25 protein-coding genes and 1 tRNA gene are annotated in these 24,117 nt (G+C 71.2%); 11 read left to right on the top strand and 15 right to left on the bottom strand.

Annotation, left to right across the window (positions count from 1 at the left end; all coding sequences use genetic code 11):
• Positions 1-140: 140 nt before the first annotated feature.
• The 3 genes from AC07FA_RS32945 to AC07FA_RS32935 form a co-directional block, all read right to left on the bottom strand.
• Positions 141-860, bottom strand: coding sequence for a nucleotidyltransferase family protein (locus tag AC07FA_RS32945; protein ID WP_479080013.1), 720 nt, complete (start codon positions 858-860; stop codon positions 141-143).
• A 35-nt stretch (positions 861-895) separates the two neighbouring features.
• A complete protein-coding gene (locus AC07FA_RS32940) occupies positions 896-1,309 on the bottom strand; it encodes a hypothetical protein (protein ID WP_479080012.1) in 414 nt (137 codons plus the stop codon).
• Positions 1,310-1,534: 225 nt separating this feature from the next.
• On the bottom strand, positions 1,535-2,671 hold the full coding sequence (locus tag AC07FA_RS32935) for an ABC transporter ATP-binding protein (protein WP_479080011.1): 1,137 nt from the start codon (positions 2,669-2,671) through the stop codon (positions 1,535-1,537).
• A gap of 179 nt (positions 2,672-2,850) precedes the next feature.
• Here AC07FA_RS32935 and AC07FA_RS32930 point away from each other — a divergent pair.
• Positions 2,851-2,927: transfer RNA gene (locus tag AC07FA_RS32930), tRNA-Thr, on the top strand.
• A 173-nt stretch (positions 2,928-3,100) separates the two neighbouring features.
• On the opposite strand, the gene AC07FA_RS32925 is transcribed toward AC07FA_RS32930, so the two are convergent.
• Complete coding sequence (locus AC07FA_RS32925) at positions 3,101-4,093, bottom strand: HNH endonuclease signature motif containing protein (protein WP_479080010.1); 993 nt, start codon at positions 4,091-4,093, stop codon at positions 3,101-3,103.
• A gap of 133 nt (positions 4,094-4,226) precedes the next feature.
• On the opposite strand from AC07FA_RS32925, the gene AC07FA_RS32920 reads away from it, so the two are divergent.
• Complete coding sequence (locus AC07FA_RS32920) at positions 4,227-4,784, top strand: DUF1990 family protein (RefSeq protein WP_479080009.1); 558 nt, start codon at positions 4,227-4,229, stop codon at positions 4,782-4,784.
• 2 nt (positions 4,785-4,786) lie between these two features.
• On the opposite strand, the gene AC07FA_RS32915 is transcribed toward AC07FA_RS32920, so the two are convergent.
• Together AC07FA_RS32915 and AC07FA_RS32910 are read right to left on the bottom strand one after the other, a co-directional pair.
• On the bottom strand, positions 4,787-6,187 hold the full coding sequence (locus AC07FA_RS32915; RefSeq protein ID WP_479080008.1) for an NAD(P)/FAD-dependent oxidoreductase: 1,401 nt from the start codon (positions 6,185-6,187) through the stop codon (positions 4,787-4,789).
• A gap of 47 nt (positions 6,188-6,234) precedes the next feature.
• Positions 6,235-6,888 carry a rhomboid-like protein gene (locus tag AC07FA_RS32910; RefSeq protein ID WP_479080007.1) on the bottom strand — a complete coding sequence of 218 codons (654 nt, stop codon included), beginning with the start codon at positions 6,886-6,888 and terminating at the stop codon, positions 6,235-6,237.
• Between the two features lie 167 nt (positions 6,889-7,055).
• Between AC07FA_RS32910 and AC07FA_RS32905 the strand changes: the two genes are divergently transcribed.
• A complete protein-coding gene (locus AC07FA_RS32905; protein WP_479080006.1) occupies positions 7,056-7,532 on the top strand; it encodes an N-acetyltransferase family protein in 477 nt (158 codons plus the stop codon).
• A gap of 12 nt (positions 7,533-7,544) precedes the next feature.
• Here AC07FA_RS32905 and AC07FA_RS32900 read toward each other — a convergent pair whose 3' ends face one another.
• The gene (locus tag AC07FA_RS32900; protein ID WP_479080005.1) at positions 7,545-8,546 is read right to left on the bottom strand and encodes a zinc-binding dehydrogenase; all 1,002 of its coding nucleotides are present in this window, start codon (positions 8,544-8,546) and stop codon (positions 7,545-7,547) included.
• A gap of 70 nt (positions 8,547-8,616) precedes the next feature.
• The gene (locus AC07FA_RS32895) at positions 8,617-9,810 is read right to left on the bottom strand and encodes an NAD(P)-binding protein (RefSeq protein WP_479080004.1); all 1,194 of its coding nucleotides are present in this window, start codon (positions 9,808-9,810) and stop codon (positions 8,617-8,619) included.
• A gap of 118 nt (positions 9,811-9,928) precedes the next feature.
• Here AC07FA_RS32895 and AC07FA_RS32890 point away from each other — a divergent pair, with 118 nt between their 5' ends.
• On the top strand, positions 9,929-10,636 hold the full coding sequence (locus tag AC07FA_RS32890; RefSeq protein ID WP_479080003.1) for a pentapeptide repeat-containing protein: 708 nt from the start codon (positions 9,929-9,931) through the stop codon (positions 10,634-10,636).
• Between the two features lie 27 nt (positions 10,637-10,663).
• Here the strand turns inward: AC07FA_RS32890 and AC07FA_RS32885 are convergent, their stop codons facing one another.
• From AC07FA_RS32885 to AC07FA_RS32875, 3 genes are read right to left on the bottom strand one after another with little or no spacing between them, the layout of a single operon-like run.
• On the bottom strand, positions 10,664-11,164 hold the full coding sequence (locus tag AC07FA_RS32885) for a hypothetical protein (protein WP_479080002.1): 501 nt from the start codon (positions 11,162-11,164) through the stop codon (positions 10,664-10,666).
• 52 nt (positions 11,165-11,216) lie between these two features.
• Positions 11,217-11,855, bottom strand: coding sequence for a response regulator (locus AC07FA_RS32880; RefSeq protein ID WP_479080001.1), 639 nt, complete (start codon positions 11,853-11,855; stop codon positions 11,217-11,219).
• 19 nt (positions 11,856-11,874) lie between these two features.
• The gene (locus AC07FA_RS32875) at positions 11,875-13,161 is read right to left on the bottom strand and encodes a sensor histidine kinase (RefSeq protein ID WP_479080000.1); all 1,287 of its coding nucleotides are present in this window, start codon (positions 13,159-13,161) and stop codon (positions 11,875-11,877) included.
• Between the two features lie 256 nt (positions 13,162-13,417).
• Here AC07FA_RS32875 and AC07FA_RS32870 point away from each other — a divergent pair, with 256 nt between their 5' ends.
• The 4 genes from AC07FA_RS32870 to AC07FA_RS32855 all read left to right on the top strand — a co-directional run bounded on the left by AC07FA_RS32870 (position 13,418) and on the right by AC07FA_RS32855 (position 17,374).
• Positions 13,418-13,975 (top strand): GlcG/HbpS family heme-binding protein, encoded by a 558-nt coding sequence (locus AC07FA_RS32870; protein WP_479079999.1) that lies wholly within the window; start codon positions 13,418-13,420, stop codon positions 13,973-13,975.
• 45 nt (positions 13,976-14,020) lie between these two features.
• Positions 14,021-14,632 carry an ankyrin repeat domain-containing protein gene (locus AC07FA_RS32865; protein ID WP_479079998.1) on the top strand — a complete coding sequence of 204 codons (612 nt, stop codon included), beginning with the start codon at positions 14,021-14,023 and terminating at the stop codon, positions 14,630-14,632.
• Complete coding sequence (locus tag AC07FA_RS32860) at positions 14,629-15,750, top strand: YncE family protein (RefSeq protein ID WP_479079997.1); 1,122 nt, start codon at positions 14,629-14,631, stop codon at positions 15,748-15,750. Before AC07FA_RS32865 ends, AC07FA_RS32860 begins: the two co-directional genes overlap by 4 nt.
• Positions 15,751-15,934: 184 nt before the next feature.
• Positions 15,935-17,374: a M1 family metallopeptidase gene (locus AC07FA_RS32855; protein ID WP_479079996.1), complete on the top strand. Its 1,440-nt coding sequence runs from the start codon at positions 15,935-15,937 to the stop codon at positions 17,372-17,374.
• Here the strand turns inward: AC07FA_RS32855 and AC07FA_RS32850 are convergent.
• Both AC07FA_RS32850 and AC07FA_RS32845 read right to left on the bottom strand, forming a co-directional pair.
• A complete protein-coding gene (locus AC07FA_RS32850) occupies positions 17,364-17,882 on the bottom strand; it encodes a GNAT family N-acetyltransferase (protein ID WP_479079995.1) in 519 nt (172 codons plus the stop codon). The two genes, AC07FA_RS32855 and AC07FA_RS32850, sit on opposite strands and share 11 nt — an antisense overlap.
• 151 nt (positions 17,883-18,033) lie before the next feature.
• Positions 18,034-18,609 (bottom strand): TerD family protein, encoded by a 576-nt coding sequence (locus AC07FA_RS32845; protein WP_328905060.1) that lies wholly within the window; start codon positions 18,607-18,609, stop codon positions 18,034-18,036.
• 218 nt (positions 18,610-18,827) lie between these two features.
• Between AC07FA_RS32845 and arfB the strand changes: the two genes are divergently transcribed.
• Entirely contained in the window at positions 18,828-19,262 is a 435-nt protein-coding gene (gene arfB / locus AC07FA_RS32840) for an alternative ribosome rescue aminoacyl-tRNA hydrolase ArfB (RefSeq protein ID WP_328905061.1), read from the top strand.
• A gap of 88 nt (positions 19,263-19,350) precedes the next feature.
• On the opposite strand, the gene AC07FA_RS32835 is transcribed toward arfB, so the two are convergent.
• Positions 19,351-19,857 carry a flavin reductase family protein gene (locus AC07FA_RS32835; RefSeq protein ID WP_479079994.1) on the bottom strand — a complete coding sequence of 169 codons (507 nt, stop codon included), beginning with the start codon at positions 19,855-19,857 and terminating at the stop codon, positions 19,351-19,353.
• A 393-nt stretch (positions 19,858-20,250) separates the two neighbouring features.
• Here AC07FA_RS32835 and cdgB point away from each other — a divergent pair, with 393 nt between their 5' ends.
• Both cdgB and AC07FA_RS32825 read left to right on the top strand, forming a co-directional pair.
• Complete coding sequence (gene cdgB / locus AC07FA_RS32830; protein WP_479079993.1) at positions 20,251-21,906, top strand: diguanylate cyclase CdgB; 1,656 nt, start codon at positions 20,251-20,253, stop codon at positions 21,904-21,906.
• Positions 21,907-22,050: 144 nt separating this feature from the next.
• Positions 22,051-23,013 (top strand): carbohydrate-binding protein, encoded by a 963-nt coding sequence (locus AC07FA_RS32825; protein WP_479079992.1) that lies wholly within the window; start codon positions 22,051-22,053, stop codon positions 23,011-23,013.
• A gap of 83 nt (positions 23,014-23,096) precedes the next feature.
• Here AC07FA_RS32825 and AC07FA_RS32820 read toward each other — a convergent pair whose 3' ends face one another.
• Complete coding sequence (locus AC07FA_RS32820) at positions 23,097-24,017, bottom strand: 1-phosphofructokinase family hexose kinase (protein WP_479079991.1); 921 nt, start codon at positions 24,015-24,017, stop codon at positions 23,097-23,099.
• Between the last annotated feature and the right edge of the window lie 100 nt (positions 24,018-24,117).

Below are 24,117 nucleotides of genomic sequence, written 5' to 3'. Positions count from 1 at the left end.
TGGTTGGGTGTTGTGGTCTGGGGAGAGTGGGGGACGCCGAGCGCCTTGTTTTGGGGGGGGGGGGGGGGGGGGGGGGGGGGGCGGCCCCCCCCCCCCCCCCCCCCCCTCCCGTCCGTCCGCGTACGTACCCGCCGGGACGGCTACCTGCCCGTGTGCGCGCCGAGTTCCTTCGCGGCCTCGGTGAGGTCCTTCGCGGTGTCGATCGCCCGCCAGTAGGCCCCGTGCGGCAGCGGATACCCGGCGAGGCGGCGCTCTCGGGCCAGTCCGGGGAACGTCGTCCGCTCGTGGTCGCCCCGCTCGGGCAGCAGCGTGGTGAACGTCGGCGAGAAGACGTACACACCCGCGTTGATCAGATACGGGGAGGGCGGTGACTCGATGAAGTCGGTGATGTGCCCGAACGCGTCCGTCTCCACAGCGCCCCACGGAATGCGTGGGCGGGCGAGGGCCAGAGTGGCGGTGGCATCGCGTTCGGCGTGGAACGCGGCCATCTCGCGCAGCGAGAAGCGCGTCCAGATGTCGCCGTTGGAGGCGTACCAGGGCTGGTCCGGGTCGGGCAGCCGGGCGGCGGCGTACTTGAGGCCGCCGCCGCGTCCCAGTGGCTCGGTCTCGACGACCGTCGTCACGTTGAGCGGAAGATCGGCCGAGGCCAGCCAGTCCTGGAGCACCTCGGCGAGATGGCCGCAGGAGATCACGGCGTCCGTGACGCCCTCGGCGGCCAGCCAGGAAAGCTGATGGCCGATGATCGGGGTCCCGGTTCCCGGGATCTCGACCATCGGCTTGGGGCGGTCATCGGTGTACGGGCGCAGTCGCGTGCCCTGGCCACCTGCCAGGATCACGGCCTGTGTCGGATACGTATGCATGCGAGGCACGATATGCCGTGCCCGCGGGTCGGCGGTCAGCTGAACTGGGCGACGCCCGAGGCGAACGAGGTGTCGCAGACCGGGCGGGAGAAGCGGTGGGCGCGCGTCGGGCCGTACTGCTCGACGGCCGCCTTGCCCAGCGCCTTGGCGAGGGACATGCAGTGCCGGGCGAGCGAGGGGCGGGCCTCGACGGCGCGCTGGAGGTCCGTCAACGCGGCACCCGGGTCCTTCTCCTGAAGCTCCACCAGCAGCTTGTCGCGCAGAATGTCCTGCGGGGTGCGGGCCTTGGCAGGCTTGGAGACGGTCTCCGACGCCGCGGTCAGCAGCTGCGAGTCGGGATTGGCTGCCGCCCACGGCACGCGGGTCACCGCGAGGGTCCCGGAGAGGACCATGACGACGGGCAGGACGAGAGCGAGGGTTCGGCCGATGCGGCGCGCGGTGTGGGTCACGCAGGCGAGCGTAGCGGTCAGTGATGATTTGGCGACATTTCGTCACCCTCGCGAGGGATGGTTCGAGGAGTCTTTTCGAATCCCCGGTTGACGAATGGGGGCGAAATGCCTGGTGTGCCGGGGTATTTGTCGTCAGCCAAGATCGAAACCCCAAACCTCACACGCCACGCAAACGGCCCCCTCACCCGGGCGATGCGGGTGCGGGGGCCGTTCGCGTCTACGACGTCAGTCGGTGAGGCGCTCACCGGTCGAGGTCGCGAAGACGTGCAGCTCGTCCGGGCGCGGCACGACGTGCAGCTCGGTGCCCTTCTCCGGAACGGCGCGGCCACCGACGCGGACGACCAGGTCCTTGTCCTCGCCGCCGACGCGGGAGGAGCCGTAGACGAAGCCGTCGGCGCCGAGCTCCTCGACGACGTTGACCGAGACGGCCAGGCCGGCCGGGGCGTCGGACGAGTCCTTGGTGAGGACCTTCGCGGCGGCGCCACCGTGCTCGACGATGTCGAAGTGCTCGGGGCGGATGCCGACCGTGACGGTCGTGTCGCCGCGGTCCGCGGCGGCGGTGAGCGCCGCGCGGGAGACCGGGACGACGCTGTTGCCGAACTTCACGCCACCGTCGGTGATCGGGACCTCGATCAGGTTCATGGCGGGGGAGCCGATGAAGCCGGCCACGAAGAGGTTCGCCGGGCGGTCGTACATGTTGCGCGGCGAGTCGACCTGCTGGAGCAGACCGTCCTTGAGGACCGCGACGCGGTCGCCCATGGTGAGGGCCTCGACCTGGTCGTGGGTGACGTAGACCGTGGTGATGCCCAGGCGGCGCTGGAGGGACGCGATCTGCGTACGCGTCGAGACACGGAGCTTGGCGTCGAGGTTCGACAGCGGCTCGTCCATGAGGAAGACCTGCGGCTCACGCACGATGGCGCGGCCCATCGCCACACGCTGACGCTGACCACCGGAGAGCGCCTTCGGCTTGCGGTCCAGGTACTCGGTGAGGTCGAGCATCTTGGCGGCCTCTTCGACCTTCGCCCGTATCTCGGTCTTGTTCACACCGGCGATCTTGAGCGCGAAGCCCATGTTGTCCGCGACGGACATGTGCGGGTAGAGCGCGTAGTTCTGGAACACCATGGCGATGTCCCGGTCCTTCGGCGGCAGGTGCGTGACGTCGCGGTCACCGATGCGGATCGCGCCGCCGTTGACGTCCTCGAGACCCGCGAGCATGCGCAGGGAGGTCGACTTGCCACAACCGGAGGGACCGACGAGGACGAGGAACTCACCGTCCGCGATGTCGATCTCGAGCTGGTCCACCGCGGGCTTCGTGGAGCCGGGGTAGACGCGGGACGCCTTGTCGAACGTGACACTGGCCATGGCGATACTTCTCCTCAACCGGCAGGAACGTGCCGGACGATCCGAGTAAGGGAGTGGTCTGGTCCACCGGAGTGAACCTTCCGCGACGCTACCTGGCCGTTTCGGATCTGTCAGTAGTCCGGAACACTCGAATATCCCGTCCTGCCGAGGCCGGGACGTTGGTTACACTGCTCCGGAATGCCTCCTTAGCTCAGCTGGCCAGAGCAACGCACTTGTAATGCGTAGGTCGTCGGTTCGAATCCGACAGGGGGCTCCAACCGGGTCCCGGCTCAGATGCGCTCTGAGCTGGGACTTCTGGTTTCAGCTGATGCGGCGGCGGTAGGTGCGGGCCGACCCGCTGTCGGGGGTCTCGGTTCTGGTCCTGAGGGGGCGCGGCGCTTGAGGGCTCCCGGCTGTCAGGTCAGGGGCGTCGTCGTGCGGCGCGGATCGCTATGGCTTGTCCCGTATCACCGCAGCGGCCTCCCCCTTGGTGCGCCTGAACGCAATGTCGTAGGCCCACGCGTATGTCGAGACCTTCTTGTCGATGGAGAAATGACGGCCGGTCGCGTCATCGAGTACACGATGGAATTCGTCCATCAAGTCCTCCCATTCCACCGACTGGAAGTCACCGTCCGTCCACCCGTACAGGGACTTGAGCTCATCCTTGACGGAGCAGAAGAAGGACAGTTTTTCGCGGCGGCTTCCGTCGACCCGGACATTGTGCTGGCGAAGTAATTCCTTGAGGTCTTCATTCACGTCGGCCCACTTGGCCGGGGTATCTCTGATCTCGGCATAGTCGACCCACGCCCAGAAGCTCTCGGCATCGGCCACATCGGGCGCCTCGGCGTGGTGCTTCCGGCACAGCAGGGCGAAGTTCCGCACGTCCATGGAGCCCCCCAGCGCGCTCGGCACCACATGCGCCCGCTCCACGGGCTTACCCCAGCAGACCAGACATGCCGGTTCCCCCAGGCCGAGGTAGTCGGCGATCGCACGAACCGTGGGCCGGGTCCTCCGCTCGACCGGGAAGACTTCGCGAGGGTTGATTTCGAGGGACTCCGCGTTGTACCCGTACTTGCTTCCATCGTTCGGGTATCCGAACTCCAGGCCCTCCGGGATGTCGTTCCGTTGGCCTTTCATCTGTACGTGGATCAAGGGGGTGCTGACCTCGGTGAGGTATTTTCCGAGGTATTCGAGCGCGAAGTCGTGTATCAATTCGAACGAGTCGTGATCGTACCCGCCGACGGAGTTCCGGTGCCCTTGGACGTCAATGTAGAGATACCGTGGAGCGCCAGGCGACGTCTTCTCGGCCTTCTTGACCATCTCGAAGATACGAAGAGCGGATCGCTCAAAATTCTCGTAGACCTTCATGTCGTGATAGATGGCGATGCCCGGCTGATGCGCGGCAGCCTTGCTCCGTGCTTGCTGTCTCGTCCGCTTCGCCACGGACCCCCCCGTTGGCCTAGGTGTTGGCAGAGCCTCAGCAGGATGGCAGAGGGCACTGACAGCGGGCAGGCAGCCGGATGGCCAGGTCCCTGATCAGGCAAGATGGCGATTCCGCCTTCTGACAGGAGATCCCATGTCCTCGGACACCCCGGCCGGCGCCCTCACCTACGCTCCGGCCGGGGCGACGTGTCCGGGGGAGGAGCGGTGGGTGGCGGGGGTCGCGGGGTACCGCCGTTACGAGGGGACGGTGGTGATCGGGCACGGGGACGGTGACTGGCGGGCGGCGTCCGAGGCTGTGCTGCGCTGGGGGATCAAGCGGCGCAGCGGTTTCGGTGTCACTCCGCTGGGGACCGCCGGTGAGCGGGTCTCCGAGGGGGCCGAGTACCGCATCACGGCGGCGTGGGGCCCGTTGGCCGTGCACGAACCGGTGCTGGTCGTCGCCGTCGTCGACGCGCCCGACCGGTGCGGATTCGCGTACGGGACGCTGCCGGGCCATCCGGTCTCCGGTGAGGAGGCGTTCATCGTGAGCCGGGCCCCGGACGGCCGGGTCAGTCTGACCCTGCGGTCGTTGACGAGCCGGGCGCCCGGGGGTGGGTGGCGGTATCTGTTTCCGCTGTTGCTGGTGGCGCAGCGGGTGTACCGCGGCCGCTACCGGCGCGCGCTTCGGGGCGGCGGGGCGCGGCAGCGCTGACGTCAGTGCCGGCCCGCGATCCTGTCCGCCACCTTCGCGATCGGGTCGGTGTCGGGGCGGGGGGAGGTCGTTTCGCGGCGGTCGGCCGTGCGGTAGGCCGCGTACATGCCGTGGACGCCGAGCCAGCGGAAGGGTTCCGGTTCCCAGCGGCGGACCTTGTGGTTGACCCAGGGCAGCGCCGTCAGGTCGGTGGGGCCCGCCTGGCCGGAGTCCTGCTGGATCAGGTCGCGCAGGGTACGGGCCGCGAGGTTGGTGGTGGCCACGCCGGAGCCGACGTAACCGCCCGCCCAGCCCAGGCCGGTGGAGCGGTCCAGGGTGACCGTGGCGCACCAGTCGCGGGGGACGCCGAGGACGCCGGACCAGGCGTGGTCGATGCGGGCGCCCGCGGTGGTGGGGAAGAAGCGGACGAGCAGGTCGCGCAGGGCCTCGATCGTGGCCGGCTGGGTGCGCCCGTCGTTGTCGGTGGCTGAGCCGAAGCGGTACGGGACGCCGCGGCCGCCCAGGGCGATGCGGTCGTCGGCGGTGCGCTGGGCGTACATGTAGCCGTGGGCCATGTCGCCGAGCGTTTCGCGGCCTTCCCAGCCGATGGTGTCCCATACCGACGTGGGCAGCGGCTCGGTGGCGATCATGGATGAGTTCATCGGGAGCCAGGTGCGCTTCTGGCCCTTGAGGTTGGCGGTGAAGCCCTCGGTGCAGCGCAGGATGTAGGGAGCGCGGACCGTGCCGTACGGGGTGATCGCGTGCTTGGGCCTGATCTCCGTGACCGGGGTCGACTCGTGGATCGTGACGCCGAGGGCCTCGACGGCGTCGGCGAGTCCCTTGACCAGCTTGACCGGGTGCAGGCGGGCGCCGTGCGGGGACCAGGTGGAGCCGACGGCTCCGGTGACCTTGACGCGTTCGGCGGTCTCGCGGGCGCCGCGCAGGACACGGTCGGTCTCGCCGAACGCGATCTCGGCGGCGTGGAAGGCCTTGAGGCGGGCGAGTTGGGCGGGCGTGTACGCGACTTCGAGGACGCCGCCCCGGTGGATGTCGGCGTCGATGTCCTCCTCGGCGGCGACGCGGACGACTTCGTCGACGGTGTCGTTCATCGCGTGCTGGAGGCGCACGGCCGCGTCGTGGCCGTGGAGCTTCGCGTAGCGGTCGCGGCCGGCGATGCCGTTGTAGAGCCAGCCGCCGTTGCGCCCGGAGGCGCCGTACCCGCAGAACTTGGCTTCCAGGACGGTGATGTTGAGGAAGGGGACGGCCTTCTTGAGGTAGTACGCCGTCCAGAGTCCGGTGTAGCCGCCGCCGACGATGCAGATGTCGGCGCTCGCGTCCCCGGGCAGCGGTTCGCGGGGGGTGGGGGTGCCCTCCTGCGCGTACCAGAACGATATGCCGCCGTTGACGGTACTGACGGTGCTCATGTTTCCCCTGCTTGTCCGGTGTACAGCCGAGCTTCTGTGCGGGGACGTTACTGCGCGGCGGCCCGTTCCGTCTTGCGCCGGGGGAGTCCTCGCACCAGGGGGTAGCAGCCGAGACCGGTCAGTACGGCGGCGAAGTGGCCCAGTTCGGCGAACGTACGGCCGCTGACCAGGGGGACCCCGTGGGCGACGAGCACCGCGAAGGCGTACAGGGCCCGCCAGGGGTGGGGGACGCGGTACGTGAGGACGGCGGCGACCCCCGCGAGCGCGTAGCCGGCCCCTGTGCCGAGGGTGTACGCCGCGGACTGCGGTGCGTGGCCGTGCCGGACGGCCCAGGTCAGGGCGGCCGCGGTGACGAAGGGGGCGAGGAACTGGGACGCGGCGGCGACGGTCAGCCAGCGCGGGGTGCCGAGCCAGTGTTCGGCGGTGGCGTGGAAGACGGTGAACAGGACCGCGTACAGGGGCCAGTTGCCGCCGCTGATCCACAGGGCGCCGGAGACGAGGGCGCGCAGCGGGTGGTGGGTGAGCTCGTGGATGCCCGCCGAGCGCTGCGCCAGGAACTCCTGCCCGAAGTCCGGGGGCAGCCGGTGCAGGACGACGGTGGTGACGAGCAGCAGCGTCAGCCAGGTGTACGTACCCGGAGCGCCGGTGATCCAGCGGAGGGCCGCGGTGAGGACGCGCGCGGCCGGACGTTTTCGGGGCATAGGCGATTGACGCACGGCCCCGCGATCGCGGGTGTGATCGACATTCCGGATGAGCGGATCGCCACTCTGTCCACATACGCCGGTGCGGCCGGGCGGGCGTTCGCCGCCGTGCTGGAGGGTGTGTAATCCGCAGGAGTGTTCGTGGGCCGGGTGTTTACGCTGCCTCCATGATTCGTATCGCTACTCCCGCCGATGTCCCCGCCATCCACGCCATGGTCCGTGAGCTGGCCGAGTACGAGAAGGCCCTCGACGAGGCCAACGCCACCGAGGAGCAGCTGCACGAAGCGCTGTTCGGTGAGCGGCCCGCCGCGTACGCGCACATCGCCGTGTCAGACGAGGACGGCGAGGTCGTCGGCTTCGCGCTGTGGTTCCTCAACTTCTCGACCTGGCGCGGGGTGCACGGCATCTACCTGGAGGACCTGTACGTCCGCCCGGAGCGGCGCGGCGGGGGTCACGGGAAGGCGCTGCTCACGGAGTTGGCGCGGATCTGCGCGGAGCGGGGTTACGGGCGCCTGGAGTGGTCGGTCCTGAACTGGAACGCACCGTCCATCGCCTTCTACGAGTCGCTGGGCGCCCGGCCCCAGGAGGAGTGGACGGTGTACCGCCTCAGTGACGGTGCGCTGGCGGAGCTCGGCGGGCGGTAGCGGGGTCCCGTTCTACGGGACGAGGACGACCTTGCCCATCGTGCCGCGGTTCTCCAGGGCGCGGTGGGCGGCGGCGGCCTCCGCGAGCGGGTAGCGCTGGACCGCGGGGCGGAGCCGGCCCGCCGCCGCCTCCGCCAGGGCGCGGTTCTCCAGGGCGCGCAGGCCGCCCGCCTTCTGGATCATGACGGGGCCGAGCACGCCCTCGGACGTGATGCCTCGTTCGGCGAGCTCCTCGGGGGTGAAGGTGAGCGCCTGGCCGTCGTGGAGTCCTTCGCCCGACCAGCCGAAGACGATGTGCCGGCCGCCCTCGGCGAGGAGGTCGACGGCGGCACGGCCGGTGGCGCCGCCCACCGAGTCGTACACGACCGTGGCACCGCGGCCCAGCCCGTCGAGGTGGTCGCGGACCCGGCGGGGCCAGTCGGGGAGGGTGTAGTCGACCGCGAGGTCCGCGCCGTTCGCACGGACGGAGGCGACCTTGGCGGGGCCGCCCGCCAGGCCGATGACGGTGGCTCCGGCGTTCTTGGCGTACTGCACGAGCAGGGTGCCGATGCCTCCGGCGGCGGCCGGGACGATCGCCACGGATTCCGGGCCGAGTTCGGTGAACTGGAGGATGCCCATCGTGGTGCGGCCGGTGCCGATCATGGCGACCGCCTCGGCCTCGTCGAGTCCGGCCGGGATCTCGTGGAGCTTGTCGGCGTCGACGACGGTCAGTTCGGCGTAACCCCCCGGCACCATGCCGATATGGGCGACGACGCGTCTGCCGAGCCAGGCGGGATCGGTTCCCTCACCGAGTGATTCGACGGTTCCGGCGACCTCGCGGCCGGGGATCGTGGGCAGTTCCGCGGGGGCGGGGTACGGGCCGGTCATACCCTCGCGCAGGGCGGTGTCGAGGAGATGCACCCCCGCCGCGGCGACCGCGATCCGGACCTGGCCGGGGGCGGGGACGGGGTCCTCCGTCCGCTCGTACGTGAGGTTCTCGGCCGGGCCGAAGGCGTGGAGGCGGATGGCGTGCATGAGGGCTCCCCGGGGCGGTGCCGACGGTCGGATCCGTCGGCTTCTCGGTTGCTGCGTCCAGCCTCCGACCTCAAGCGCCCTTGAGGTCAAGCCCTCTTCCGGAACGCCGGGCCACCCCCTTGAGGGCGAGCACCGCGGCCTCGATCCCGCTGTTGAACGACACCTCGCTGAGCAGCCCGGGAGCGGCGACCTGGTCGCCCGCCAGGAAGATCCCGTCGCCCCGGTCGATGGCCGGCCGGTCCCGCCAGGTCGTGCCGGGCAGGTCGACCGCGCCCGTCCGGCCGGTGGCCAGGGCCTCGCGCCGCCAGGTGGTGCGCTCGCGCCAGTCGGGAAAGCCGAGGTCGAGGAGTTGCTCGGCGCGGGCGATGCCGTCCGCCCTGGGGGTGCCGGGCGCGATCGGGATCTGGCCCTGGACCAGCTGCTCGCCGGCCGGGGCGAGGGTGCGGTCCTGGGCGGTGAAGCGTTCGATCCAGCCGGGTGCGTCGAGGTCGGACACGACGAACGCGTCGCCCCGCCGGGTCCGTACCGCGAGGTCGATCAGGGCGGTACGGCCGCTCTCCCAGGCCAGCGTGGGGTCGTCGAGCAGGGTGCGGGCGGCGTCGAGGGAGGTCGCGACGATCACCGGGCCGTTCTGCGCGAGGGCGGCGAGCGCGGTGGCGTCGACGCGCTCGGTGGTCTCGATCCGTACGCCCAGGTTCCAGGCGTGGGCCGCCATCCGGTCGATGATCTGCGCCCACCCGCCGACCGGGTAGCGCGCCTCGGGCGGCAGCGCCGCCGCCCGGTGCAGCCGCTCCTGGACGAACGCGGCGGAGAGCGAGCCGGGGTCGTGGTGGAAGAGCGCCACTCCCATGTAGTGCGCGGCGGCGCGGGCACCCTGTTCGCCGACCTGGTCCGTGGCCCAGCCGAGGAAGTCGCGGCCGACGGGGGCCTGCCGGGGGCTGCGGCGGCTCAGCCTCAGCATGGCCAGGGGCGGGGTCCTGCGGCTGACGCCGTCGCGGCGGAAGCGGAAGCGGGCGCCTTCGAGGGGCGGTACGGAGGCGGTCGCGCCGAGGAGACCGCGCTGCCTGAGCCAGGTCCAGTGCGGGCCGCGGCAGTACAGGGCGTGCGGTCCTTCGTTGGTGAGGTAGGGGCCTTCGGCGGTCCTGGCCCGCCCGCCGAGGGTGTGGTGGGCCTCGTGGAGGGTGACGAGGGCGCCGGATTCCGCGGCGGTGACGGCCGCGGTGAGACCGGCGAAACCTCCGCCGACGACGTGGATGCGCTGCATGGCCGGAGCTCCTTGACCGTGGCGACTGGGGGTGGTTCTGCGTAGAGGACGGTTGGCGGGGCCGGGTTCGTGACATCCGCGCCGGGGTGCTGTCAGTGGCGTGCGTCACGATGGGGGCATGGCAGGAACCACCAGCAGGAGCAGCAGGAGCGGCAAGGGCGGGGCCAGGAAGGACGGCGTCGCGGCGGCGCGGCGGGCGGAGGTCAGGCTGCCGCCGCTCATCGCGTACGACGGGGAGGAGCTGGAGCCGGACGGGGACTACGACAGCGTGCACTTCGAGGCGGTGGACCTGGCCGACCAGTCGGGTCCCGGCGCCCGCTTCATGGACTGCTCGCTGGACGGCTGCGCCCTGGACCGTACGGAGCTGACCAGATCCCGGTTCATCGACTCGGTCCTGACGGGCGTACGGGGCGTGGGCACCGACCTCGCGGGGGCGTCGCTGCGTGACGTGGAGATCGTGGACGCGCGGCTGGGCGGGGTGCAGCTGCACGGCGCGGCGCTGGAGCGGGTGCTGGTGCGCGGCGGGAAGATCGACTATCTGAATCTGCGGAAGGCGCGGCTCAAGGACGTGGTCTTCGAGGGCTGTGTGCTGTCCGAGCCGGACTTCGGGGGCGCCCATCTGGTCCGGGTGGAGTTCCGGGACTGTGTGCTGAAGCGGGCCGACTTCAGTGCCGTACGGATGGAGTCGGTGGATCTGCGGACGGTCGCCGAGCTGGACATCGCGCGGGGCGTGGAGCAGCTGGCGGGGGCGGTGATCAGCCCGTCGCAGCTGATGGAGCTGGCCCCGGCGTTCGCGGCCCAGATCGGCGTGCGGGTGGAGGCGTGACGCGGGGGCGGGGGCCTCGCGGGCCGGTCATCGCAGGCGGGGGAAGCGGGCCTGGAGGTCCCAGACGATGGGGTTGTCGGCGAGGCCTTCGTGCATGTCGGCCAGGTCGGCGATCAGGTCGTGCAGGAAATCGCGGGCCTCGCGGCGCAGGAGCGAGTGGCTGAAGGTCAGCGGGGGCTCGTCACCGGGCATCCAGTCCGCCTCGACGTCCACCCAGCCGAAGCGGCGCTCGAACATCATCCGGTCCGAGGACTCGGTGAAGTCCAGCTCGGCGTACTGCTGGCGGTGCGAGCGGTTGCCGCGGGGGTCCTGGTCGATCTGCTCCACGATGTCGCACAGCGCCCACGCGAAGTCGAGCACCGGAACCCATCCCCAGGCTGTGGATACCTCGCGGTCGGCCTTGGTGTCCGCGAGATAGACGTCCCCGGAGAACAGGTCGTGCCGCAGGGCACGGACGTCCGCGCGGCGGTAGTCGGTCTGCGGAGGATCGGGGAAGCGTCGGGAGAGGGAGTAGCCGATGTCGAGCACATGTCGATGGTGTCATGCCCGGCACCAGACGCCGGACGGGCTCGGTCTCCGCCTACGACAGCAGGCGCTGTTCCTTCGCCACGGCGACCGCGCCCGCGCGGGTGTCGACGCCGAGCTTGTCGTAGATGCGGCCCAGGTGCGTCTTGACCGTGGCCTCGCTGATGAACAGCGCGCGGGCGATGTCGCGGTTGCCGAGCCCCTGTGAGAGCTGGCCCAGGATGTCGAGCTCCCGCTCGGTGAGGGTCGGCAGCGGCTTGCGCATCCGGGCCATGACCCGGCTGGCGACCGGCGGGGAGAGCGTCGTGCGGCCCTGTGCCGCCGAGCGGATCGCCGCGAACAGTTCCTCAGGGCGTTCGGCCTTGAGCAGATAGCCGGTGGCGCCCGCCTCGATCGCGCGCGTGATGTCGGCGTCCGTGTCGTACGTGGTGAGGACCAGGACGTGGGTGCCACCGGTGGCCGCGATGCGGCGGGTGGCCTCGACGCCGTCGATTCCCTGGCCCAGTTGCAGGTCCATCAGCACGACGTCCGGGGTGAGCCGGGCGGCCAGCGCGACGGCCTCCTCGCCGCTGCCCGCCTCACCGACGACCTCGATGTCCGGTTCGCTGCCGAGCAGGGCGAGCAGCCCCGCGCGTACGACGGCGTGGTCGTCGCAGAGCAGGATGCGTACGGCTCCGGGTGCGTTCGACGTCATACGGGGTCCTTCGTCGAGGTCATACGGGTTCCTCGGGTGGCAGGGGCGGGGCGGGCGGTGGCGATGGCGGGGGCGCCGGGTAGAGCGGGATCGACGCCGTCAGGACCGTGCCCTCGCCCGGTGCGGACTCGATCGTCAGGGTTCCCCCGAGCTGCTGGACGCGTGCCCGGACCGCCGGAAGCCCGTGGCCGCGCAGGCTGCCGGGCGGCCGGGCCGCCGGCGCGGATGGGCTGAAGCCGCGGCCGTTGTCGGCGATGTCGAGGACGACCCGGTCACCGAGGTGGGTCAGCGTCACGGCCGCGGCCGTCGCCTCCGCGTGCTCGCGTACGTTCGACAACGCCCCCTGGGCGATCCGCAGCAGCGCGGACTGGACCCGGTCGGGCAGTGCCGTGTGCGGGGTGCCCTCGACATGGCAGTGGACGGTGATCCGGCCCTGGACCGTCTCGCGGGCGGCGAGCGCGTGCAGCGCCGCCTCCAGACCGCCTCCCTCCGCCAGATCGGCCGGGGCCAGATCGTGGACGAAGCGGCGCGCCTCGGCGAGATTGCGCTCCGCGATGCCCGTCGCCGTGAGGACGTGGCGGCGGGCGGCGGACGGGTCGGCGTCCCAGGTGCGGTCGGCGGCCTGGAGCAGCATCTGCTGGCTCGACAGGCCCTGAGCCAGGGTGTCGTGGATCTCCATGGAGAGCCGCTGGCGCTCGGCGAGGGTCCCTTCGCGTCGCTCGGTCGCCGCCAGTTCGCGCCGCGTACGCAACAGGGCGTCGATCAGTTCGCGCTGCTGTGCGGCCAGTTCCCGCTGGCGTGCCGCCTGGCGCTGCATCTGGACGAAGACGGCGGTGGCGACGGCGGCCACGGCGGGCGGGGCCAGGACGAGGTTGGGATCGAAACCCTTGGCCAGGCTCAGCTGCGCGACGACGACGAACACGGTCAGCAGCGCGACGAGGGCGTACGCCGCACGGGGCGGCAGAATCCGCAGCCCGGTGTAGAAGAGCGGCACCGCGCACCACGCGTAGCTCGGTGCGAGGAGGACCAGGACCATCCAGACAACGACCAGGACGCTCAGCCACACCAGCCGGCGGGGGGTGGGCCGGGAGCCGAGCACCGGGCCCAGGAGGTACAGCAGGGCGAGGACGACCGACAGTGCGATGATCCACGGGGTGCGCGCCTCGCCGGGGTGGCGGAGCAGGAAGCGGGCGAGCGAGGCGCTCAGCAGCAGGAAGAACGCGGCGTGCATGAGAAGCGCGAGCCACCGTGCGTCGGGGTCGGCGCTCAGGTCCGGTTCGGTTCGGTGTTCGGTTCGGTGCCGCACCGCTTACCCCCGTCCCTGCCGATGACCTGTGATGACCGGTGATGACCTGCTGACCTGCGCTGACCTGCGCTGACCTGCGCAGAACACCTCCATGGTGACCCCTTGGTACGACTCCCGCATCAACCGATCGGCCGATGGGGCCGTCAACCGTTCCGGGCGCCGCGTCGAGCCGGTACGCCGACGGTACGGGCCCGGTTCCGGCCGGAGGATCGATAGCAGAGCGAAACAGCCGAACGACTCACTCCGAGGAGCCACCATGAAGAAGATGTCGCTGCGTACCCGTGTCCTGACCGGTGCCGTCGCCGCCGCCGCCCTGAGCGCCGGAACCTTCGGCGCGATGTCCGCGAACGCCACCACCCCGGCCGCCGCCCCCGCCGCGGCCGTCCAGGCCGACGCCGCCAACAGGAACCTCCAGCAGACCACGCACCTCACCGTGGCCGCCGCCACCAAGGCCGCGCAGGCCACCCTCGACGCCGCGGCGAAGGAGAACCAGCGTGTCTCCGTGGCCGTCGTCGACCGCAACGGCAACACCATCGTGGAGCTGCGCGGCGACGGTGCCGGTCCGCAGTCGCCGGAGTCGGCCGTGAAGAAGGCGTACACCGCCGTCTCCTGGAACGCGCCCACCTCCGAGCTGGTCAAGCGCCTGGAGCAGACCCCGAACCTGAAGGACATCCCCGGCACCCTCTTCCTCGGTGGCGGCGCCCCGGTCCAGGTCAAGGGCGCCCCGGTCGCCGGCATCGGTGTCGCCGGTGCCCCGAGCGGCGACCTCGACGAGAAGTTCGCCAAGGCCGGCGTCGCCGCCCTCAACCGGTAGGACCGCACCGCTCGCCCTCGGAGACGGGGAGACAGGAGACCGCGCATGAAGGCCCTCGATCAGAAGCTGCTCGAAGCCGCCCGCACCGGCGACACCGACGGTGTGCGGGCCGCGATCGAGGGCGGCGCCCGCGTCGACGTCCGCGACGAGGAGCTGCGTACGCCGCTGCTCCTCGCCGTGCTCGGCGACCACGTCGAAGTGGCCCGGGTCCTGGTCGCGGCGGGGGCCGACCCCGACGCGCAGGACCGGCGGGAGGAGAGCCCGTGGCTCGCCACCGGTGTCACCGGCAGCGTCGCCATGCTGCACGTCCTGCTGCCGGCCGGTCCCGACCTGAAGCTCCGCAACAGGTTCGGCGGTATCTCCGTCATCCCGGCGAGCGAGCGCGGCCATGTCGCGTACGTACGTGAGGTGCTGCGCCTGACGGACTCGGACGTCGACCACGTCAACCGCCTGGGCTGGACCGCCCTGCTGGAGGCCGTCATCCTCGGCGAGGGCGGCCGGGCGCACCAGGAGATCGTGGCGCTGCTGCTGGCCGCCGGCGCGACGCCCGGTCTGCCGGACGGGGACGGGGTCACCGCGCTGGCGCACGCGGAACGGCGTGGCTTCACGGAGATCGCGGCGCTGCTCCGGGACGCCGGAGCCGGGAGTAACCGATGAGCCTGCGCCGAGCGCTGCCGGCGCTCGCGGCGGCCGCCGTCCTCGCGGGGTGCGCGGCGGACACGACGAACGGGGCGACGGAGGCAACCGGGACGACCGCGCCGAGCGCCCCCGCCGCCACATCCGTCCCCGACGGCACCCTTCTCGTCACCGACTTCGGCAGTGACACGGTGACGTTCCTGAACCCGGGCGCCGATTCCGCGCCCCGCGACTCCGCCGGGGATTCCGTCGAGGTCGGCACCGCCCCGTACGGTCTCGCCGTCGGCGCGGACGGCCGGGCCTGGGTGGCGACCGCGGAAGGCGTCGCGGTCGTCGACACGGCCACCCGGACCCGGCTCGCCCTCATCCCGTACGAGACGGAGACCGGACCGGTCACGACCGGCGAATACCGGGGCGGCGGCATGGGCATCGCCCTCGCGCCCGACGGCCGGCACGTCTACGTCGGAGTCAATGTCCCCGGCGGCAACGGGAGGCTGGAGGTCATCGACACCGCGACCCGCGAGGTGACCGGCACCGTCCCGGTCGGCCGCCGCCCCTTCGACGTGGACGTCTCGGCCGACGGCCGCGAGGTGTACGCCACCGGCCACGACTCGTTCGACGTCACGGCGGTCCGCACGGACTCGCTGAAGAGCCGGCGCATGGAAGTGGCTCCGTACGGCACCGAGGGCGGGCTCGCCTCCTGGCTGAAACCGCATTACGCCGTCGTACGCCCGGATGACGGAAGGCTGCTCCTGCCCTTCGAGGGTGAGCGGCTCGCCGTCCTCGACCCGCGCACCGGCAAGGTCGCGATCGAGGACATGAGCGCCAACACCCACCAGCACGGCGTGGCCCTCGCTCCCGACGGCACCCTCCTGGTCGTCGGTACCGGTCCGATCGCCTCCGACGACCACGCCCCCTCCCTCACCATCCGTACGCCGGACGGCAAGGAGCGCCTCGTTCCCCTGGAGGGGCCGCACGAGGACGTGGCGGTGTCGAAGGACGGCCGGACGGCGTACGTCACCGGGGGCTTCACCCGCGACGGGTACTGGGACGGGATCACCGTCGTCGACCTCACGGGAGACCGGAAGCCGGTCAGGACCGGCGGCGGCGAGCGCCCCCTCGGCATCGCCGTCCTCTGAGGCCGCCTCCGGGACCGAGACCGACCGAGACCGACCGAGACCGACCGAGACCGGGGCCGAGACCGGGACCGGGGCCGGGACCGGGGCCGGGGCCGGGGCCGGGGCCGAGACCCTCTCCGAGTCTGTCCTCCGTCACCACCCACCGACGTGCCCCACCCGACATTCCGTACATAGGATCACCGGTGTGGATCACCGAACTCCGATACGGCGCCCGGCGTCCGCCGTCGCCCTCCTGTTCGCCCTGACCACCGTCGCCACTTCCTGCACCGCTGTCACCGCCGGGGTGGAGGGCAAGCCCGGCGCGGCCGGGCTGCGCGACCCGTACTTCCCGAGGCTCGGCAACGGCGGCTACGACGTCACGCACTACGACCTGGATCTGGACGTGGACGTCCGTCCCGGCCGGGACGAACTGCGCGGTACCGCGAGGATCACCGCCCGCGCCACCCAGGACCTCAGCGCCTTCAACCTCGACCTCGCCGGGCTCGACGTCGCGAGCGCGCGCGTCGAGGGGCGCCCGGCCGCCGTGAACCGCGCGGGCAGCGAACTGACCCTGCGCCCGGCCGCCGACGTCGAGGACCGCCTGCGCAAGGGCCGGACGTTCCGCACGGTGGTCCACTACTCCGGCGCCCCGCAGACGATCACCGACCGGGACGAGTCGCGGGAGGGATGGCTGAAGACCGCGGACGGGGCCCTGGCGCTCGGCCAGCCGACCGGGTCCATGACCTGGTTCCCCGGCAACCACCACCCGAGCGACAAGGCGTCGTACGACATCGCCGTCACTGTCCCGAAGGGCCTGACGGCCGTATCCAACGGCGAGCCGGTCTCCCGCCGGACGTCCGGCGGCCGCACCACCTACCGCTGGCGCACCGCCGAGCCCCTGGCGAGCTATCTCGCGACGGTCGCCATCGGCCGCTACACGACGAAGAGCTCCAAGACCCCCGAGGGCCTTGAGGTCTTCACCGCCGTGGACCCGAAGGTGGCCAGGGCGAGCGCCCCCGCCCTCGCCCGTGTCCCCGACGTCATGACGTGGGCGGCAGGGAAGTTCGGCCCCTACCCCTTCTCCTCCACCGGCGCGGTCATCGACCGGCCGGACGACGCCGGATACGCGCTGGAGACCCAGAACCGGCCGGTCTTCCCCGGCGCGCCCACCACCGGCCTCCTCGTCCACGAGCTGGCCCACCAGTGGTTCGGTAATTCGGTCACGCCCGAGACCTGGCGGGACATGTGGCTCAACGAGGGCCTCGCCACGTACGCGGAGTGGCTCTGGGCCGAGGATGTCGAGGGCACCCCGACGCGGGAGAGTTTCGACGCGGCCTTCGTGGACGACGACAACTGGGCGTTCCCGCCCGCGGTTCCGCCGAGCGCCGCGGAACTCTCCGCCCCGCCGGTGTACGGGCGCGGCGCCATGGTGATCGAGAAGCTCCGCCAGACGGTGGACGACGACGAGGCGTTCTTCGGCCTGCTCAGGGGGTGGGCGAAGGCGCACCGGCACGGCAACGCGTCGACGGACGACTTCACCGCCTACGCGGAGCGGCGGACCGGCCTGGACCTGAGCGGACTGTGGGACACCTGGCTGTACGGCGACGGCCGCCCGGACGATCCGGACGCGCCGCTCAGGCCGTGACCAGCGTCTTGCGCAGGACGGCGCACGGGCGGTTCAGGTGGCGGTCGGGGCGGTGGTCGATGATCTCGTAGCCGAGCGCCGTCCAGAAGGCGAGCGCCTTCGGGTTGTTCTCCAGGACCGCGAGCCGTGCCCCCTGCCGCCCCGCCGCGCGGAAGCGTTCCTCGACGCGTTCCGCCAGTTCCCTCCCGTACCCGGACCGGTGCTCACCGGCGTCGACCATCAGCAGGCCGATCCACGGGTCGGGGTCGGCCGGGTCGGGGTGGTGCGCGAGGGTGATCGCGACGCCCACCAGGCGGCCGCGCGACCGGGCGAGGAGCACTTCGGCGTCCGGCTGCGCCAGTTCGGCGGCGAGGGCGGCGGCGACCTGCTCGGGACGGATGTCGTCCGGGTCCGGGAAGTCGCCGCTGAGCTGCTGGAAGGCGCGGTTCGACGCGTACAGCGCGGTGAGTTCGGTGAGCAGGGGGCCGGGGATGTCGTGGTCGACCGGCGCCAGCGGTTCGATGATCATGCGGCGCACCTTAGACCGGCCGGCGAACGGGGTGCGGGGCCCTTCGCGCGCGACGCGCGGGAGCCCCCGGCCGACAGGACGCGGCCGGGGGCTCCCGGAGCACTGGGGTGAGCCCCGGCGGTTCGGCGCCGAGGATGCCCGAGCGGTGAGATCAGAGGTTGACGCCGAAGTCCTGGGCGATGCCGCGCAGACCCGACGCGTAACCCTGGCCGACCGCGCGGAACTTCCACTCGGCACCGTTGCGGTAGAGCTCGCCGAAGACCATGGCGGTCTCGGTGGCGGCGTCCTCGCTCAGGTCGTAGCGCGCGAGCTCCGTGCCACCGGCCTGGTTGATGATGCGGATGAACGCGTTACGGACCTGGCCGAAGTTCTGGCTGCGGGTCTCGGCGTCGTAGATCGAGACCGGGAAGACGATCTTGTCGATGTCGGCCGGCAGACCTGCCAGGTTGACGTTGATCTGCTCGTCGTCGCCCTCGCCCTGGCCCGTGACGTTGTCACCGGTGTGGACGATGGTCTGGTCCGGCGTCGCCTTGTTGTTGAAGAAGACGAAGTGACCGTCGGAGAAGACCTTGCCGGCGGTGTTGACCGCGATCGCCGAGGCGTCGAGGTCGAAGTCGGTGCCGGTGGTGGTGCGGACGTCCCAGCCGAGGCCGACCGTGACGGCGGTAAGGCCCGGTGCCTCCTTGGTGAGCGAGACGTTGCCGCCCTTGGACAGGCTTACTGCCATGGGAAGTCCCTTTCCTCGTCGTATACGGGCTTTCGTGCCCTCACGAAAGCTACCGTCACCCGTCATAACGCAGGCAACAGACCACGAGGTTCCTGTTCGCTTTACTTTCTTTGCCGAACTTCTGGCGCAATCCGAACGCGGGTCCGGGAAAGCGGTCGGCGGCGGTCCGGCAGTGGACCGGCAAAAGAAGGTGACGAACAGGCCGTGAGCCGGGGAACATGGGTGTCATGTCCGGGCCCTATGTCATCCGCGGTGCGGTCTCCCTGCCGGAGGCCGAGCTCATGTGGCGTTTCTCGCGGTCCTCGGGGCCTGGCGGGCAGCACGTCAACACCAGCGACTCGCAGGCGGAACTCCGCTTCGACCTCGCGGCGACCGAGTCGCTCCCCGAGGTGTGGAAGGCACGTGCGCTGGAACGGCTGGCGAACAAGCTGGTCAACGGGGTGGTGGTGGTACGGGCGTCCGAGCACCGTTCCCAGTGGCGCAACCGCGAAACGGCCGCCGTCCGGCTCGCCGCACTGCTCGCCGAGGCCACGGCACCGCCCCCCAAGGCGCGCGTCAAGCGCAGGATTCCGCGCGGGATCAACGAGCGCCGGCTGCGCGAGAAGAAGCAGCGCGGCGACACGAAGCGCGGCCGCTCGGGCCGCGACTGGTGAGAACGGGCTGAGCCCCGGCCTGTGAGAACGGGCTGAGCCCCGACCGGTGAGGCCAGGCCGAGCGGCCGCGACGCCACCCGGCAGTGCCTCAGCCCAGTTGGCGGTAGCGGCCCTTGAAGTACGTCAGCGGCTCGCCGTCCGCGCTCGGCAGACCGGCCGTCAGCACCCGCCCGATCACCAGGGTGTGGTCGCCCGCGAGCACCCGCTGCTCCGTCCGGCACTCCAGCGTCGCGAGCGCTCCGCCGATCAGAGGGGCCTGGGTCACCTCGCCCCGGGTGTAGGGGATGTCCGCGAACAGCAGCCGGTCGCTGATCCGGCCCTTCATGGCGAACCGGCCCGCGATGTGGCGCTGGCTCTCCGCGAGGACCGAGACCGCCCACAGGGGCTGCTCGGCCAGCAGGTCGTCCATCCGGGAGTCGTTGCGCAGGCTGACCATGACCAGGGGCGGGTCGAGGGAGACCGACATGAAGGCTGTCGCCGTCATGCCGACGTCCTCGCCCCGGCCGTGCTCGTCGAGCGGTGGCTCCTGGGCGGTGACCAGCACGACACCCGCGGCCAGTCGGCCGAGGGCGGCGCGGAACTCGTCGTTGCTCACCCCCTCAGCATGGGGGACGGGCTCGGAACGCGGCGTGGGGGGCTTCGTCTGCAACACACCCGGCACGCTAGTCCGGTGCCGCGCCCGCCCGCATCGGACCAGGGGACCAGGCGGGTCCTAGGACCCCGGAATCAGGCCACGCGCCGCGGTGGCCCGCGCGCCCGGGCGCAACGGACTGCAACGTACAGATTTGCGTTCAAGAAAACGACGGAAGGTCCCGGAGGTGCTCCGCAGCCCCTTCATCCCCTGTTGTGACTTGGCTCACAGAGGGCAGTTTTTGTTGACCCTGTGTACCGGGTGCACAGCTCACTGTGATTCAGTGGCCGTGACACTGCAACAAGTACGTCGATATGAAACCTGGAGTTGCTGTCGAGGTCTCGGGGAGTGCGAGCAATGGAGGCCGAGTCGGAACCCTACGTCCGCCTTGCGACCATGCGGCAGCTGCACCAGGCCGTCGCTGATCTCAACACGGCTCGGAGTCTGGCGGACACCCTGCAGACCGTGGCCGACGGGATCGTCTCCGGCCTCGGTTACGAACTGGGCTGCGTGAACCTGGTGCGGCCCGACGGCGACCTCGTCGTCGCCGCGTTCGCGGGCAACTCCGCGGCCGAGGCGCTGATCACCGGACGGGTCGGCTCCCGCGAGTCCTGGGAGCGCAGGCTGGCCATGGGCGAGGCCTGGGACGAGCTCCGCTTCATACCCCACACCCAGGGCTGGGTCCTCCTCGAAGACGACGTGCCCCAGTGGCACACCGAGGGCCCCGAGCCCCGCTTCGAGGACGAGTGGCACCCCCTGGACCGGCTGTACGCGCCGATGTACGCGTCAGGTGGCGGGCACGACCTCCTCGGCGTGATATCCGTCGACCGGCCGCGCAACATGCGCCGGCCCGGCGCGTGGGGCCGCGAAGCGCTCCAGATGTACGCGTCACAGGCCGCGATTGCGATCAGTAACGCTCGCCTCCGAGCAAACATGCAGCGGGCCCTGGTCCGGCTCGAACGCGAACAGCAGGCGCTGCGGGCCAGCGAGGAGTCCTTCCGGCAGGCGTTCGAGTACGCGCCCAGCGGTATGGCCATCGCCGAAATGGGCGGTGACCAGCACGGCAGGCTGCTCCGCACCAACGACGCCCTGTGCCGTCTCCTGGGCCGCCCCGCCTCCGTACTGCGCCGCTACTCCTTCGCCGACCTCGTCCACCCCGAGGACATCGGCACCCTGCTCCGTACGTCGGCCGAGGGTGGCCGGGCCGAGCTGCGGCTCGGCCGCCGCGACGGCACGTACCTCTGGGTCTCGCTGCGCAACTCGGTCGTCGCGGACACCGCCGACGGCCCCCGCTTCCTCCTCACCCACGTCGAGGACATAGAGGAGCGCAAGCGTCACGAGCTGCATCTCGCGCACCGTGCCTCGCACGACGCGCTCACCGGCCTGCCCAACAGCGCCGAACTGCGGGCCAGGCTCGGTGCCCGGCTCTGTGAGCGTCCCCACTCGGTGGCCTCGACCGCGATCGAGGCGCTGGACGCGGCGTACGGCGATCCCGAGGCCTCCCGGGTGCACGGCTACCAGGCCGACGGCTACGACGCGGACCCGGTGCCGGGCGGCGGCCCGTACGACCACCACGTGCACACGGCGGCGCCGGACACCGAGCACGACGACGGTTCGAAGGGCCTCGCGGTCCTCTTCTGCGACCTCGACGGCTTCAAGTCGATCAATGACCGTTTCGGACATCACACCGGGGACGCCGTCCTGATCGAGGTGGCCAGGCGGCTCACCACCTGTGTGCGGGACGGGGACACGGTCGCGCGGCTCGGAGGTGACGAATTCGTCGTCCTCGCGGACGGCCTCGGGGCCGCGGATGCCGCAGATCTGGCCGTACGCTTGCGTAATGCCATTATTCCGCCCATCCGGGTGGACGGCAGGGCGGTCAGGGTAGGTGCGAGTTTCGGCATCGGCTGGGCCGAGTGCGGAATGACCGCTGAAGAGGTCCTGCGCTCCGCCGACCAGCGGATGTACGTCGAAAAGCGCTCCCGGTCGAAGGTTCACCGCAGAGCCGGCTGAGGTTTACGGCAAGGCCATCCCCCTACCCCGCCCCGGTTTCCGATGCCCCCCAGGAGGGTGCAGCGGCAATGAGAGCCGTGCTCCGTTCGAGGTAGGCTCGGCCGGTCGGCGACGGCTGGCGACATGGTGAGGAGTGACCCAGGGATGACGGCCGGGAACAACGGCACGAGCAAACCCGAGGACGACGATCCGTTCGGCTACCTGTACGCGGACGGACAGGCGGCGGGCGCCCAGGCGCCCGGCCAGGGCGGCTACGGCTACCCCGGTCCGGCCGCTCAGCCCGGCGTGCCCAGAACCTCGTACAACCAGGTGCGGACCGTGGGCGAGCGCCAGTACGGGCAGCAGGTTCCGCATCAGCAGGCCTACGGCCAGCCGCCCCAGGCGCCGTACGGTCAGCCGCACCCGCAGTACGCGGCCCCCGAGACCTATCCCGGCGGCACGGCGCAGATCCCGCAGCAGGGCGGCAGGGGTGGCGGCTCCGGCAGGGGCGGCCCCAACACCAAGGCGCTGCTGATCGCGGCGGTCGCGGTGGTCGCGGTCGTGCTCATCGGCATCGGCGCCGCTCTTCTCTCCGACGACGGCGACGCCGACAAGAAGAAGAACGAGGCCGCTACGTCGGCCGGGCCCGCCGGTGAGGTCGAGGAGACCCCGAAGGCGGAGGAGTCCAAGAAGCCGGAGAAGCCGGCCGACCTCCCGAAGCAGGACGCGGCGACGCTGACGCTCGGTGGTACGGCGGCCCTGGAGAACACCGTCAAGGGCGCCAAGAGCGCGAACGGCCAGTACATCAGCCTCAACGAGGTCGGCCGCTCGGCGACGTGGACGGTCGACGTGCCGGAGGCCGGGCCCTATACGCTGTACGTGACGTACGGCGTGCCCGGCAAGGACGCCAAGACGACCCTCACGGTCAACGCCGAGGCGCCCCGCTCGATCAACATGACGAACTTCGCGCACGCCGCGGAGGGCGATCTGGAGAAGGGGTGGACGAACACGTACGCGTACGTCAACCTCACCAAGGGCTCCAACACACTGAAGCTCTCGTGCGAGACGGGCGACCAGTGCGACGCCAATCTCGACCAGCTCTCGCTGAAGGCGGGCCACATCAAGTAGCCCCGCCCGGTCCGTTCAGGAACCGCCCCCGTCCCGGTCTTCGCCTCGCGCGAGCCGGGACGAGGCGTTTGTGGGCTCGGAGGTCAGGCCGCCTGCTGCTCCACGCGGACACCCGTCAGCAGCTTCGCGTAGGCAGCGCTGTCGAACTCACCCGCGGCCGGAGCCAGCACGGTCGCCGTCGACAGGGCCACCGCCCGCGTCAGCCGGTCAGGCCAGCTCAGGCCCTCGGCGATGCCGGAGATCAGCCCGGCCACCGCGGAGTCGCCCGCGCCCGTCGGATTGCCCCGCACGGCGGCGGGCGGGGAGGCGCGCCAGATGCCGTCCGGGGTGGCGGCGAGCATGCCGTCCGCGCCCAGGGAGGCGACCACGCCGTGTGCGCCGCGGCGGCAGGCGTCGCGGGCGGCGCGCAGGGGTTCGCGGGCTCCGGTGAGCTGGGCCAGTTCGTCGGCGTTGGGCTTGATCAGGTCGGGGCGGGCGGCGATGCCCCTGCGCAGGGGCTCGCCGCTGGTGTCCAGGAGGACGGGGACCCGGGCGGTGCGGGCGAGGCGGACCAGCTCGGCGTAGGCGCCCACGTGGATGCCGGGCGGGAGGCTGCCGCAGAGGGCGACCGCTTCGGCTCCGGTGAGCAGTTCCTCGTACGTACGAAGGAAGCGGGCCCATTCCTCGGCGGATATGTGCGGGCCCGGTTCGTTCAGCTGGGTGGTGTCGCCGGTGGCGGCGTCGACGACGGCGATGGTGCGGCGGGTGTTCCCGGCGACGCCGACGAGTGCGTCGCGCGGCGGGAGCGGAGCCAGCAGGTCGCGCAGGACGGCTCCGGTGGGGCCGCCCGCGAAGCCGGTGACGACCGTTTCGTGGCCCAGTGCGGCGAGTACCCGGGCGACGTTGAGGCCCTTGCCGCCGGGGCGCTCGGAGAGTTCGGTGACCCGGTGGCTGGTGTGCGGGACGAGGGCCGGGACGGCGTACGTCAGGTCGAGCGCCGTGTTGAGTGTGACGGTCAGGATCACCTGTGCCGGTCTCCGATTCCTGTGTAGCGCCCCGTAGTACGCGCTTTCCCTCTCTTGGTCAATGCCTTGGTGATCATGCCAAAGAGACGGCTGTCGTCCC

Source organism: Streptomyces sp. NPDC045968 (genome assembly GCF_056430475.1).
This window is presented reverse-complemented; position numbering and strand designations above follow the sequence as displayed.

What these genes read in the sequence shown, in the direction of transcription:
- AC07FA_RS32945 (WP_479080013.1), bottom strand. Translation starts at nt 860, where the DNA reads ATGCATACGTATCCGACACAGGCCGTGATCCTGGCAGGTGGCCAGGGC.
- AC07FA_RS32935 (WP_479080011.1), bottom strand. Translation starts at nt 2,671, where the DNA reads ATGGCCAGTGTCACGTTCGACAAGGCGTCCCGCGTCTACCCCGGCTCC.
- AC07FA_RS32920 (WP_479080009.1), top strand. Translation starts at nt 4,227, where the DNA reads ATGTCCTCGGACACCCCGGCCGGCGCCCTCACCTACGCTCCGGCCGGG.
- AC07FA_RS32915 (WP_479080008.1), bottom strand. Translation starts at nt 6,187, where the DNA reads ATGAGCACCGTCAGTACCGTCAACGGCGGCATATCGTTCTGGTACGCG.
- AC07FA_RS32910 (WP_479080007.1), bottom strand. Translation starts at nt 6,888, where the DNA reads ATGCCCCGAAAACGTCCGGCCGCGCGCGTCCTCACCGCGGCCCTCCGC.
- AC07FA_RS32905 (WP_479080006.1), top strand. Translation starts at nt 7,056, where the DNA reads ATGATTCGTATCGCTACTCCCGCCGATGTCCCCGCCATCCACGCCATG.
- AC07FA_RS32900 (WP_479080005.1), bottom strand. Translation starts at nt 8,546, where the DNA reads ATGCACGCCATCCGCCTCCACGCCTTCGGCCCGGCCGAGAACCTCACG.
- AC07FA_RS32895 (WP_479080004.1), bottom strand. Translation starts at nt 9,810, where the DNA reads ATGCAGCGCATCCACGTCGTCGGCGGAGGTTTCGCCGGTCTCACCGCG.
- AC07FA_RS32890 (WP_479080003.1), top strand. Translation starts at nt 9,929, where the DNA reads ATGGCAGGAACCACCAGCAGGAGCAGCAGGAGCGGCAAGGGCGGGGCC.
- AC07FA_RS32880 (WP_479080001.1), bottom strand. Translation starts at nt 11,855, where the DNA reads ATGACGTCGAACGCACCCGGAGCCGTACGCATCCTGCTCTGCGACGAC.
- AC07FA_RS32870 (WP_479079999.1), top strand. Translation starts at nt 13,418, where the DNA reads ATGAAGAAGATGTCGCTGCGTACCCGTGTCCTGACCGGTGCCGTCGCC.
- AC07FA_RS32865 (WP_479079998.1), top strand. Translation starts at nt 14,021, where the DNA reads ATGAAGGCCCTCGATCAGAAGCTGCTCGAAGCCGCCCGCACCGGCGAC.
- AC07FA_RS32860 (WP_479079997.1), top strand. Translation starts at nt 14,629, where the DNA reads ATGAGCCTGCGCCGAGCGCTGCCGGCGCTCGCGGCGGCCGCCGTCCTC.
- AC07FA_RS32850 (WP_479079995.1), bottom strand. Translation starts at nt 17,882, where the DNA reads ATGATCATCGAACCGCTGGCGCCGGTCGACCACGACATCCCCGGCCCC.
- AC07FA_RS32845 (WP_328905060.1), bottom strand. Translation starts at nt 18,609, where the DNA reads ATGGCAGTAAGCCTGTCCAAGGGCGGCAACGTCTCGCTCACCAAGGAG.
- arfB (WP_328905061.1), top strand. Translation starts at nt 18,828, where the DNA reads ATGGGTGTCATGTCCGGGCCCTATGTCATCCGCGGTGCGGTCTCCCTG.
- cdgB (WP_479079993.1), top strand. Translation starts at nt 20,251, where the DNA reads ATGGAGGCCGAGTCGGAACCCTACGTCCGCCTTGCGACCATGCGGCAG.
- AC07FA_RS32825 (WP_479079992.1), top strand. Translation starts at nt 22,051, where the DNA reads ATGACGGCCGGGAACAACGGCACGAGCAAACCCGAGGACGACGATCCG.